The sequence below is a fragment of the Bremerella alba genome (assembly GCF_013618625.1).
In the GTDB taxonomy this organism is placed as follows: domain Bacteria; phylum Planctomycetota; class Planctomycetia; order Pirellulales; family Pirellulaceae; genus Bremerella; species Bremerella alba.
In genome coordinates this window covers 492,740-505,289 of sequence record NZ_JABRWO010000002.1, presented here as the reverse complement: position 1 = coordinate 505,289, position 12,550 = coordinate 492,740, and the positions used below count along the sequence as shown (strand labels likewise).

10 protein-coding genes and 1 pseudogene are annotated in these 12,550 nt (G+C 53.6%); 8 read left to right on the top strand and 3 right to left on the bottom strand.

Annotated features, from left to right (window positions below; all coding sequences use genetic code 11):
• Window positions 1-40 precede the first annotated feature (40 nt).
• Together HOV93_RS05195 and HOV93_RS05190 are read right to left on the bottom strand one after the other, a co-directional pair.
• Window positions 41-1,762 carry a GspE/PulE family protein gene (locus HOV93_RS05195; RefSeq protein ID WP_207395401.1) on the bottom strand — a complete coding sequence of 574 codons (1,722 nt, stop codon included), beginning with the start codon at window positions 1,760-1,762 and terminating at the stop codon, window positions 41-43.
• 280 nt (window positions 1,763-2,042) lie between these two features.
• The gene (locus HOV93_RS05190) at window positions 2,043-2,762 is read right to left on the bottom strand and encodes a hypothetical protein (protein WP_207395400.1); all 720 of its coding nucleotides are present in this window, start codon (window positions 2,760-2,762) and stop codon (window positions 2,043-2,045) included.
• A 382-nt stretch (window positions 2,763-3,144) separates the two neighbouring features.
• On the opposite strand from HOV93_RS05190, the gene HOV93_RS05185 reads away from it, so the two are divergent.
• From HOV93_RS05185 to HOV93_RS05155, 8 genes and pseudogenes are all read left to right on the top strand, one after another.
• Window positions 3,145-3,453: a hypothetical protein gene (locus HOV93_RS05185; RefSeq protein ID WP_207395399.1), complete on the top strand. Its 309-nt coding sequence runs from the start codon at window positions 3,145-3,147 to the stop codon at window positions 3,451-3,453.
• Entirely contained in the window at window positions 3,399-4,364 is a 966-nt protein-coding gene (locus HOV93_RS05180) for a hypothetical protein (RefSeq protein ID WP_207395398.1), read from the top strand. The genes HOV93_RS05185 and HOV93_RS05180 overlap by 55 nt, the downstream gene beginning before the upstream one ends.
• A 196-nt stretch (window positions 4,365-4,560) precedes the next feature.
• On the top strand, window positions 4,561-4,950 hold the full coding sequence (locus tag HOV93_RS05175) for a pentapeptide repeat-containing protein (protein ID WP_207395397.1): 390 nt from the start codon (window positions 4,561-4,563) through the stop codon (window positions 4,948-4,950).
• A gap of 385 nt (window positions 4,951-5,335) precedes the next feature.
• A complete protein-coding gene (locus HOV93_RS05170; protein WP_207395396.1) occupies window positions 5,336-5,998 on the top strand; it encodes a response regulator in 663 nt (220 codons plus the stop codon).
• Window positions 5,995-6,246, top strand: coding sequence for an ATP-binding protein (locus HOV93_RS05165; RefSeq protein WP_207395395.1), 252 nt, complete (start codon window positions 5,995-5,997; stop codon window positions 6,244-6,246). Before HOV93_RS05170 ends, HOV93_RS05165 begins: the two co-directional genes overlap by 4 nt.
• Window positions 6,236-6,775 carry a hypothetical protein gene (locus HOV93_RS05160; RefSeq protein WP_207395394.1) on the top strand — a complete coding sequence of 180 codons (540 nt, stop codon included), beginning with the start codon at window positions 6,236-6,238 and terminating at the stop codon, window positions 6,773-6,775. Before HOV93_RS05165 ends, HOV93_RS05160 begins: the two co-directional genes overlap by 11 nt.
• A 33-nt stretch (window positions 6,776-6,808) precedes the next feature.
• Window positions 6,809-6,982, top strand: a pseudogene (locus tag HOV93_RS26135) (histidine kinase dimerization/phospho-acceptor domain-containing protein); the annotation flags it as partial.
• Between the two features lie 18 nt (window positions 6,983-7,000).
• The gene (locus HOV93_RS05155; protein WP_315853355.1) at window positions 7,001-8,803 is read left to right on the top strand and encodes a hybrid sensor histidine kinase/response regulator; all 1,803 of its coding nucleotides are present in this window, start codon (window positions 7,001-7,003) and stop codon (window positions 8,801-8,803) included.
• A 3-nt stretch (window positions 8,804-8,806) separates the two neighbouring features.
• Here HOV93_RS05155 and HOV93_RS05150 read toward each other — a convergent pair whose 3' ends face one another.
• Window positions 8,807-12,247 carry a secretin N-terminal domain-containing protein gene (locus HOV93_RS05150; protein WP_207395392.1) on the bottom strand — a complete coding sequence of 1,147 codons (3,441 nt, stop codon included), beginning with the start codon at window positions 12,245-12,247 and terminating at the stop codon, window positions 8,807-8,809.
• Between the last annotated feature and the right edge of the window lie 303 nt (window positions 12,248-12,550).

Below are 12,550 nucleotides of genomic sequence, written 5' to 3'. Positions count from 1 at the left end.
ATCTTAGGTAGGCTCGAGGTGAGGAAGGACTTGTATTGTACTAATGTCCGCGAAGATTATCACTCTTAGTAACGCGAAGAATTTCTTCGACGGATGTCTGTCCGCCAAGGGCCTTCCGCCAGCCGTATTGTCGCAGGGTGAACATACCCTGTTTCATAGCGGCCTGTTTAATTTCCCAGCTACTGACGTTGTCGTGAACCATCTGACGAAGATCTTCCGTTGACGTTAGCAGTTCGTAGATACCCATTCGTCCCGTGTAACCGACACCACGACACTTGCGGCAGCCCACCGGGTGAAAGAGTCTCTTCTCGTCCTGTTCTTGCAAATCGTCCCACGGAAAGTCGTCCGGCAGGTCGGCCCGATGGACTTCGTGCGGTGCTTTGCAGTCGGGGCACAAACGACGCACCAGACGTTGGGCCATCACCCCTTCGACTGTTGAAGCAATCAGGAACGGTTCGACGCCCATGTCCACCATACGGGCAAAAGCACCGGCGGCATCGTTGGTATGCAGCGTGCTAAACACCAAGTGACCGGTGAGGGACGCTTGAATGGCGTTTTCGGCCGTTTCCAAGTCACGAATTTCACCCACAAGGACAACGTCCGGGTCGTGACGGAGAATACTTCGCAGCGAAGCACTGAAGGTCAGCCCAATTTTGGAGTGGACTTGAATCTGGTTGATCCCGTCTAGCTGATATTCGACAGGGTCTTCCGTGGTGATGATCTTGGTCGCTTCGTCGCGAATTTCCAGCAGGGCACTGTAGAGCGTGGTCGTCTTTCCGGAACCAGTTGGACCGGTGACCAAGATAATGCCGTGCGGCTGGCGGATGATCTTCTGGAACTGAGCGTAGACGTCTTTGTCCATCCCCAACTTCTGCAGGTCGAAGGAGAGGGATCCTTTGTCCAAAATACGCATGACGATGCTCTCGCCATGGATCATGGGGATGACCGATACACGCACGTCGATCTCGCGGCCGCGGACTTTCAATTTCATGCGACCGTCTTGCGGCAGTCGCTTCTCGGCGATGTTTAGCCGCGACATAATCTTCAAGCGGCTGATAATCGCGGCCTGAAAGTAGTTGATCTCTGGCGGTACCGATTGCGAGTGGAGCATCCCATCGATCCGATAGCGGATGACCACCGAGTTGTTGGATTGTGTTTCAATGTGAACGTCACTGGCCCGTGATTCGATCGCTTCGAGCAAAATTTCGTTCACCAGGCGAATGACCGAAGCTTCTTGTTCGACCTCCGCCAGTTCGCCTCCTTCGTCGTCGATATCTTGCAATAGCTCGACGCCCGTTTCCTCTTCTTCTTTACGCGCCAACATCCCTTCGACGGTCTCGCCACCGACGCCCAGGTTGGCTTTGATTAACTTGGCAATCTCGGCGCGACCAGCAAGAACCGGAACAACACTCAGTCCGGTCGCGGAAGCAACCTCATCCAACGGGTACAGATCGAAAGGGTCGCTGGTGGCAACCACGATGCTCCCGTTTTCTCGACGGACCGGCAGCAGCGATTGGCGATAGATCAGCCGCTGAGGAATGGTTTTGATAAGGGCCATGTCGATCTCGGTGTGGGTGAGATCGATAAATTCGAGGCCTACCGCTGTGGCTAATGCCTTGAGAGCTTCGTCTTCTTCGACGAAGGAAAGCTGTACGGCTTTCGGGATGAAATCCGCACTCGATTCTTGTTCGTTACGAACAATCTCGGCCTGTTCCGGCGTCAATAACCCGCAACTCAACAGAATTTCACCAGCATCGACCATGAAGACTTGTCGCAAAGAAAGATGGGAGAGGATGGAAATCAGGACACCGCGCCTGACCGATTACCAGCCACCAAGGTAGGGGCGTACCATTCGAGGAGAATGGGGGATAAGGCTTTAGCTTGCTAAGTATTAAACGTTTTGCAACCACCAATTGTTTCGCGAATTCCGAATGAATGCTCCGGGATTCCGATCTTAACGCTTAACCCCTCGCCAGCAGTACTGGCGAGGGGTTTGTTGTATTTAGCCGTATGTGTGACGTAAATAATTGTGATGTAACGAGTTAGATCTCGCCGTCGTCGTTGCCACCGCGACCGCCTTGGCCACGTTGACCACGCTGTCCTCGTTGCCCGCGATCTTGGGGGCCGCCACGTTCTCGCTGTTGCATCTCGAACGGATCGCCGACCAGTTCTTTCCACTTCTTCTGCTGCTCTGGGGTTAGCATCTGCAAAAGTTCGTCTTCGGATTGCTTGCGAAGTTCTTCGATCTTGGCTCGCATTTCGGTTTGCAGCTCTTCGGCCTTTTCACGCATCTCGGTTTGTTGAGCTTCGGAAAGTCCTAACGCTTCAGCAATACGAGGGTTGGAAAAGGAAACACCACCACGGCCGCGCGATTGCTGCTGAACCTGAATTTGCTTCAAACGCTGCAGTTGGGCAGGCATCAGGACCTTTTCGAGGTCTTTTTCCATGTCCTCGCGAGCCGTTTGCAGCTTGCCGAACATTTCGCGACGTTCCTCTTCACTGGCGTTTCGCATGCCTTGGAACATGTCACGCATGTTTTCCCGCATTTCCTGGCCAAGATCGCGAATGTCGTCTAATTGGGAAGGTACGACCTCGAGTTCCTTTTGAACCGATTCGTCGTTCAGCAGGCTAAACAGGTCGCCACCCCCTTGGCCGCCAGGTCCACCGCCGCCTGGACCACGTCCGCCGGGACCTTGAGCCATGGCCGAATTGCTTGCGAAAACGACAGCGGCAGCACAAACCAAAGCCACTAAGAATTTCATCGATGTACCTTTCAGAATAGTAATGGATCTCGCCCCCGACATGGGGGTGGTTGTACGAAGTCTTCGGCGTTTCGCAATCACGTCGTGCCGACAGGCGAATCTGCTTAAAAGAGGTCAACCATGGCTGCCATCGAAGGTTCCGGTCTATTTCGAAATTCTCTCTCAAATTCCTGGTTTTTGCCCGGAATGTCTTTCTTGAGCACAACTATTCAAGGCTGAGCGGGGTTTAACAGAATGGCGTGACCTTGATTACACTGGTAGGTCTGCCCATTTTTGATTTCACCTTGGTGCCGAAAAAACTGGATCATGCTCATGATCACTGCGTCTGCTTTCCGTCTTGGCTTCTCTGTCGCCTCGCTTGCATTGGTCGTTCTGGCCGTAGATGCCCTCTTCGCGCAAGGTCCGCCGCGCGGCGATTTTGGAGGTCGCGGTGGTCCAGGTGGCGATTTCCGACGGGATCGTGGTGGAGACGACGGCAACCGTGATCGGGGTGGTGACCGGGATAGAGGTGGCGACCGCGATCGGGGCGGTGATCGAGACAGAGGTGGCGACCGTGATCGGGGCGGTGATCGAGGCCGAGGTGGTGACCGTGATCGGGGCGGCGATCGAGGCCGTGGAGGATTCGACCCAACCGAGATGCTTCGTCGCTTGGACCAAGACCGCAACGGAAAGATCGAAGGCAACGAGTTAGAAGGACGTGGGGGGGATTTCGTGCGGCGGATCCTCAATGGTACCGGCATGGAAAACAGCAGCAGCATCAGCGTCGACGATGCTTCGAAAGCGGTGCAGAAAGTTCGCGAGCAGCGCGAGGCAGGCGTGGAATCGGGAAGTATGAGTTTTGGAGCCGAGTCCGATGCGAAGCCAGCGGCAGGTTTCGATGCTCCTCCTCCGGTTAACGGTAAATCACTAGAAGAGCGTTTCGGAAAGACGGTCGTCGATCAGGTGATGGGGATTATGTCGCGATACGACAAGAACAAGAACCATTATCTGGATGGTCCCGAGTGGTCGGAGGTTCGTTGGAGGGATGATCCGACCCAAGATGACAAGGATAAGGATGGACGTCTTTCGATCGAGGAACTTTGCCAGCGAGTTGTCCGGTCCAGCGGTAGTAGAAGTAGCGATCGAGATGATCGTCGTTCGGATGACAGCAAGGGCAGTGATCGCGGAGGAGACGACCGTTTCCGTAAGTATGCCGAGAGTTTGTTGTATCAAAATGATCGCAATAAAAACGGTGTTCTTGAGAAAGATGAATGGTCTAAGTTGCGAGGCAATCCCGCCGACTACGACAAGAATAGTGATGGCAAGATTACTGTGGAAGAATTAATGCAGCGTTCCAGTGCCGGACGAGATCGTTACTCGCGAAGTGACTCTAGCGATAAGCCGGCGCAGGACACCTATCGATTCCTTACCGCGACTGAACGCCTGCCCAAAGGCCTGCCCGATTGGTTCCAGCGTAACGATTTGGATGCAGACGGCCAGATCATGATGCATGAATACACGACCTCCTGGAGTTCCTCCAAAGTCAGTGAATTCAATTCCTACGATTTGAACGGCGATGGGGTGATAACCCCCAAGGAAGCGCTCGAATCGGGCAAAGGCTAGTTAATTGCCGTGTTATTCGTGCTTTGTTAAGGTTCGGCAATTCTGCGGACCAATGAGAATAATTCGATTTACACTTTTTGGCGGGGCCGGTACTTTCAGTTTCGATCACAGCAAAATCGGTTCTATCGTCGAGACCGTTGACGCTTGATACAGGCGTGTTACCGGCGATAGTTGTTCTCGCAACATCGTCGTGGGCATGATCGAAATACGCCATAAATCATCCGGAGACGTGCTTCGCCAGCTTAAACTCAAAACTTTGGCGGGGGCGAAGCTTTCCGATTGCGACCTGAGCATGGCCAAGCTCCGTGGAAACTTCTCGAGGGCGAATTTGAATCGCTCAGATTTACGGGCCTCTGATCTCAAAGGGGCCAACCTTCGTCGGGCATCGTTGAAGAAAGATTGCCTGGAAGGAGCCATCTTCATTGGGGCCGATCTTACCGATGCAAACCTGGAAGGGGCCAAGCTGACCGGGGCTAAGTTCTTCAATGCCATCTTGCGGGGGACTCTCCTAGAAGATTCCGAAATGGATATCCGTGTGGGAAATGGTGGGCTAGGCAAAAAGAACAAGTCACCATCCAAGTCGTAGTGGAATGTTTGGAGCTAACGTTAGAACTGCTCCGTTGGGCCAAATTTGCTTCTTGGGCATCTCCCGATAGAACGAACCAATCAGACGGCTCACATCGTGAATGTTTCGTGAATTTGAAACGATGTCATGTTGAGAGGTCCGCCGGCGCAGATATACCTGTAAGTCAAATGCTTGGCTAACGCTATGCTAACAATTCGACGGTATCGTAATCGGATAAGACAATCGGCAGAATCGTCTGACTTGCCTGAGATGCGTTTGATCGGATACCCGAGGCAGTAGTTGTTCGTGGTATGTCCTTACTCGTCTTATTTTTCTCCAGGTGAAATAGAGTTGGCATGTTACGAGTTTTAATTTTCTCATTTTCGGGATCGTAGGAAAGATTTGTATGCCCACCATCCTGATCGTCGATGATACGCCGGTCGATTTGCATTTGATTGAGGCAATTCTGAAGAAGGATGCTGCCAACGATTCGATTGCCAAAGCGGGTCATGGCATGGAAGCGCTGGAAAAGCTGCACGCCATCCATGACGAGGTCGATCTCGTCGTTACTGACTTGAACATGCCAGAAATGAACGGCCTGGAGTTGGTGATGCGGATGCAGACCATTTATCCAGAAATCCCGGTGATTCTGACAACGGCCCACGGCAGCGAGCAGCTCGCCATCCAGGCCCTGGAACAAGGAGCCACCTGCTATGTTCCTAAATCGCATATCGCCGAACGATTGATAGCCACGGTTCAGCAGGTTCGAGCACTGGGTGTTGCCGAAAAGAATTACGAGCGTCTCACCGACAGCATGCGAACTGCGGAGTTCACTTTCGAGCTTCAAAACGATCCAGCATTGTTTGAACGTCTCGTTGAAATGCTGCAGCAAATCTGCGGAAGTCTTGGCCTGTGTGAAGACAGTGGCCAGGTTCGACTGGGGATGGCTCTCGAAGGTGTTCTATTTAACGCGTGCTATCGCGGGAACCTGGAATTGTCTCTCGATGAGATTGATCAACTTCAACTAGGAGATCCCGAGGCCTTGTCTTGGTCGAATCTCGCCGGATGACACAGCCATATCAAGCTCGCACGGTTCGCGTGGCGGCTAAAATGTCTTCGACTCGAGCACAGTTCGCGATCAACTTTGACGGTCCCGGCATCGATCCGGCTTCAATACCTGATCCTAATGCGGCCTACGCACTAGATCGTATCGGCAATCGCGGCCTGGTGTTGTTGCAGGCCTTCATGGACGAATTCGAATTTGATGAAGCATCGAAAACCATCAAATTCGCAAAAGTTCGAACGGATGCCTCCTAAAGCCTGGGATAAAAAGTTCGTTTCCCGATCCGAGAACCGTCGCCGTCACGACCTGATGATATATTCCGATCTATCCAAATTGCTGAGTAATTCAACGGTCGCCGAGCTTCCGGCTTACGACATCGCTGTCGATGCTTCGACGCACACGAAAGAAGTCGAAGAGATCTTCAATGCCAACCATGATCTCCCCGGAATCCTTATTCTGGTCGAAGATCAATTGTTGGGGGTTGTATCGCGCGAAAAGTTTCTCGAATACATGAGTCGTCTTTTCTCGCGTGATCTGTATTCACAGCGTCCTGTACGTCTTCTGTACGAAGCGATTAATATCAAGCCGCTGGAATTGGCCAGCGAAATCGGCATTCACGAGGCGGCCAGGGCTGCATTAAGTCGCCCTCGTGAAATTGCCTACGAACCGATTGCCGTTCGTGGCGAAGCCAAAGCCTATCGCTTGATGTCCGTTCATATGTTGATTCAGGCCCAGTCGCATTTGTTGGCCTTAGCCAACGATATGATTCAGCAGCAAAAGTAAGTTGCCGATGCTGCGAACCAAGCCAAAGGTCAGTTCCTCGCGAACATGAGTCACGAGATTCGCACTCCCATGAACGGTATCATTGGTATGGCGGATATTCTGTTGGAAACACCGTTGTCCGATTCGCAGCGGGAATATCTCCAGATGATGAAGACATCGGCAGATGCGCTGGTCGGGGTCATCAACGATATTCTCGATTTCTCGAAGATCGAAGCTGGCAAGCTCATGCTCGAGGAAATTCCCTTCCTGCTACGCGATGCACTCGGCGACTTGATGAAGACAATGGCTTTCCGGGCCCACGGCAAAGGCTTGGAATTGGTCTGTCATATTCGCTCGGACGTGCCCGCCGAAGTGTTGGGCGATCCGGTGCGATTGCGTCAGATTATCGTCAACCTGGTGGGCAATGCCATCAAGTTCACCGAGTCGGGCGAAGTGGTTCTGCGTGTCGAGAGCCACGAAACGGAAGAAGATGGGGCCGTCAAACTTGAGTTCAGTGTCATTGATACCGGCGTGGGAATTCCGGAGTCGGCGCTGCAGAAGATATTTGCGGCATTTGAACAAGCCGATGGTTCTACCACTAGAAAGTTCGGTGGTACCGGGCTGGGGCTTTCCATTTGTTCGCGTTTGGTCGAACTCATGGGAGGTCAGATTGGGGTTGAAAGTGAAGTCGGCAAAGGAACGACGTTTCACTTTACAACCATCATGAAGAAGGGGGATGCCACCGACGCGCGGCTTGCTCCGTTCCCCCAAGAGGCCCTCAGAAACCATGTGACTTTGATTGATGATAACGACGCGGCGTTAGGCGTAGTCGCGGAAATGCTTGGGAACTGGGGTCTTTCTCTTAACCCGTTTCACGATGGAGGGGTGGCTCTCGCTCAGTGGAATTCGACGGGGGACGGCAAATCATCGCAGCGTGTTGTGATCGTTGATGACGCAATGCCCAACATCGAGGGGATTGAATTCCTACGTCGGCTTCAGTCGGACATGGGAGGTCAGGATGCGAAAGCAATTTTATTGACCCAGGGTGTCATGAGCGAAAAGGCAATTCAGGAGCTGCCGTGCCGGATTGATGCCGTGGTCACCAAGCCTGTTAAGCAATCTGATTTATTCGACGCCTTGGTTACGGTGTTAGGCTACGAGGAACTTGCTTGCCGTCAAGAACGTCATTCAACAACCGACGGTATGCCGGTCACGTACCACGCAAATATCCTTCTAGCTGAAGATAACCTGGTAAACCAGAAATTGGCTTCGCTGCTGTTGGAGAAGTGTGGTCACCAGGTTCATGTTGTGGCAGACGGCAAGCAGGCCGTCGATGCCTGGAGTTCCGGTGTTGATGATTTGATTCTGATGGTTGTGCAAATGCCCATCATGGATGGGTTTGAAGCCACCGCAGAGATTCGCAGGATACAAACGGAAACGGGACGAAGTACGCCCATCGTTGCCATGACTGCCCGTGCGATGAAAGGGGACCGGGAACGATGCTTGGAAGCCGGCATGGACGACTATGTCACTAAGCCGATCAACGCGAACATCCTGTACGAAGTCATCGAGCGAGTGATGGCGGAGTTGAATTCGCCAAACGAGAGTCATGCCAGCTCGGTCGCCGCTGATTCCGTAACAGTGGAAGAAGCCGTGGAAGTCGAAGCATTGCTCGAGCCTAGCGACAAGCCCGTCGAGCTGAAATTTGTGAACTACACCGGCACCCTGGCGAATGTTGGTGGCGACCACGATCTGCTAGTGTCGTTGATTGGCGTCTTCAAAGAAGACAGTCAACGTCTACTGAAGAACATGCAAGATGCGATCTTCAGCGAAGATGGGCCGACACTACAACGAAGTGCGCACAGCATGAAAGGTTCGTTCGGATACTTTGCTGCCGAGAAGGGGATTGAAGCCGCCAAACGCATGGAAGATCACGGGCGTGACGGACACTTTGAAGCGGCCCAGGATGATCTGAAGATACTACTCGAACAGTTCGACTCGATCAGCCCCGAGCTGGACTTGATCACTCGGGGCATGGTTGCGACCTAGCGATTAGCGACCACCTCGGCCGCCACCACCTCCGCCTCCACGACCACCACCGGTCGGGGCTCCTCCACCACCGCGGCCACCACGCTCGGCACCACCGCGTTGACCACCCCGATCTCCTTCTCCGCCTTGGCGCTGCATCTGTTCGCGGACACGCTGGAACATTTCCATCCGCTGACGCATTTCATCGGGATTAGGTCCCGATGAAGCAGTGTTGCTCGAGCTACTACCGGAAGTGCTTGTTCCGGTCGAATTCACGGTGACCGCTTGACCGGTCAGTGAGGAAAGCGCTTTTTGAATCGTCTCTGGGTTTGAGCTGCGAACTTTAACCACTTGCATCGTCTGATTGGTGTCGTCTCCGGCTTTGTCAAGTTCTTCAACCAGAGCTTTGACTTCTTCAAACAGGGGATCCGGAGCAGATACCACAAGCGAATTGCTACGGGTATCGACGCCAATAGTCATTTTCTCAGGTTCGCTTTGGACGCCACCGCCACCACCGCCTCCTTCACGACCACCACGGCCACCTCGCAAGGCGCGGATGAAGTCTTCTGGGGAAGGCTGACGCTGTTGCTGTCCGTTGCCTGTGCTGGCCATTCGGTCGGCATAAACGGTTTGAACAATGGTGGCGATGTCTTGGGCAGTGGTAAACAGGACGGGGATCATCCGAGGAGTCCGTTTGATTTCGACCTGCTCAGGGCTGTGCGGTTGGTCCATGATTTTTAAGAGCTGGTCGATCTTGTCCAGGTCTTCCACGCTCGCTTGAATCACCAACGCGTTGAGTCGCATATCGGGAATGATGCTTAGCGAACCGCCTGAGAGAGACGTGCTGGAGCTGCCAGATCCGAGACCCATGAGCGACCCCATCAAGCCGCCTCCGCCGCCGAGCATTTCCGAAGCAATGTCACCCATTAAAGAGCCACCACCGTCGTCGCTGGGCGTAACACCGGTCAAAATGCTTTGCAGCATCTGAGCCGCGACATCAGCTTTCACGTATCTAAGGTAATAGACAGAATACTCTGCCGAGGACGAGTAACGCATGCTCAAGGTTTCGATGAGCGCCTCGAGCTTGTCCAGCGCATCCTGGTCATCCGACGCAATCACAAGCCCACTCGGGCCCATCATCACGACAATCTCGCCTGGCTTCTTAGAGCCGCTGTTCTCTGGGGCCGGTGTCATGCCGGAAACGATTGGCCCGGCGGGTTGAGTGGGGGCCTGGGCTGTGGTGATGACAGGGGCTTGTTTGGATTGATCTTCCGAGGGTTTGTCGTCCTCGAATGCGACCAAGTGAAACTTGCTGCTTGGGGTTAGGCTTGCTTCTGAATCGGAGCTTGGCTGAGCAGTGCGGGCTTCGTCGTTCGCGGAACTGCCAGTGGTTGCAGGAGATTCATCTGAGGGAGTGTTAGGATTAAATCCCCTTACTGCCGGTATCGACGAAGGGCGTACGACGCGAATGCGGCTGGTGCTGACAGTCGGCCACAGCATTTCTAATTCATTCAACACACGCTCAGCCGCCGTACCAGTAAGTGGTATCGAACGAATGTTGCCGCGGTCGCCTTGCATGGCAAGGGCGGCTTCCGGATCCTCGCCCATCTTCATAAGCAGGTCTTTGATCTGACGAACTTGCTCGGCAGTACCACGCACCAAAAGCTGCGAAGTCAGCGGGTCGGCATCGATGAGAGGGGCATTGGGGTTGGGCTTCTCGCCGGTGCCACCGAAGAGCTTGTTGATCGACAAGACAGCCATTTGCGGGTCGACAACCATCAGCGGAATGACTTCGACCTGCTTTGAGTCGCGTTGCATCTGAGAAAGCGTTGCTTTGACGGTAGAGTGTTCGCCGCCACGAGCTAAGGCAATTAGGTTGCCGGTGTTCTCATCGATTGCCAGACGAATATCGGGGTTGCCGGCCAGAAGCGTCTGCATGACCTGCAAGGTGGTCGCAGGATCAAGCGTGCCCAAGGGGTAGACTTCTAGTTGCAACTGATCGGCCGGAGAACTGCCGAGGCCACCGCCAGGCACATCAACCTGAGTGATTAGTTTTTGCACTTTCTCGACCGAATCTTTTTTACCGGTAAGAAAGATCCTGGTTCCAAGGGTATCGGTGGCGAGCCGAATGGAGCCATCGGTGGCTGTGTTCGAACCTTCGTCCATACCAAGCAATTGACGAACCACCACCAAGATTTCTTCGGCCATCAGATTATTGGTTTCAACAACGGTAACATCGCTGCCAAACGGGTTTTCGACCGCTTGGATCATGTCGCGAATGGTACGCAGGCGACCTGCCGTTTCAGTAACAAACACCTGCTGGGAATGCGTCAGAGCAACCACGGCTCCTTGGGGGCCGATCAACTTGGTGATCTCGGCTTCCGCTTCTTCTGCCGTCATTTTCTTCAGGTCGAAAAGTACGCTGACCAACTCGTATTCACCACGATCGTCGAGATCGTCCATCGAGACCGTTGTCACCAGATTCGGCGGGATGCCGTCTTCCAGATTCACCACAATCAGCATTTTCTCGCGGCGTACAAGCGTGTAGCCCTTGGTCAGCAAGATGCTATTGAGCAGGTCGATGGCCTGAGACGGCGTGTAGGGTTTGCCATCGGTGTAGTTGAAAGTGCCTGGGGGAGGGGAGTCCATGACGAGCGATAGATCCGATTGCTCAGCAAACCAGTCGAGCACATCCCCCCACGGCTGATACCGAAAACTGAACTTCATGGTGTTATCGCCAGGGGCCGTATTGGCATCTGATGGCGACATGGCCGAAGGGGCGGAAGCATTCGGGATATTGGCGGCAACCGGGGAAGGGGTAGGAGCCGACTCTTCGCGGTTGGGCGGCACGACCTGATCTGCAGGGATGGTTTCTGGGTTGTTCGTGATGCCTGCCAGTTCTTCCCACTTGGCACGTTGCGAGGGGCTCAACAGGCGATTGGCAAACCGCTCGAATTCAGCCAACTCACGCGGACCGGCGTCTGGCTTTTGGGCCGCCTCAAGTCGACGCGATAGTTCCTCTTTCTGCCAATCGGCCAATTTCAACTGGCCAGCGATCGCAGGTTCCAGAATTGTCGTAAGCCCGCCCTGTTTGACCTTCAGCTTTTCCAGCTTCTCTTGCTGTTCTGGAGTTAGCAGGGCCATCGCCTGCTTTTCGGACTCGGCGACATACGCGTCCAGCTTGGCTTGCTTTTCTTCAGGCGAAGCCCCTTTGAGCTCTAAGGCCATGTCGAGTGCTTGTTTCTCGCGCTCATACGCCAGCGTCTTCAGCTTCAGGCGTACTTCGTCACTAAGCTGGAGCTCGGTTGCTGCGCTATCTTCCAACGCGATTGCCAGGGATCCCACGAAGGTGGGGTCTGCTGCGCTGAGACTAGCAAAATGGAAGCTGGCCGTCAGAACAACGAATGCGAAGGCAAAAGCGAATGCCCGGTATGGATGATTGAACCAACAAAGCATCTTGTGCATAAGATATTGCAGTTTAAGGGGTTAGCGAATTTTATTCTGAGTAGTTGGCTGCCAAGATCGGACGGCATGCCATTTACTTAAGTAATGCTCTCAATCTAATCTAAACCCCACTAATCGCCCTAAGTGTCAGAAATCGGGAAACTTTTTGATTTTCCGGTCGTAGGAACGGATATTCGCGACGAAATTTGCTTGCTGAATCGTGTGTGGTCACGACAATGAAGTTGCAGTGAGGCATTACTCGGTCTGGTTGCCCACTCCTCTTGCCACCAACTCATCCTGAATTCTGATTCGCCGTAGAGAGAA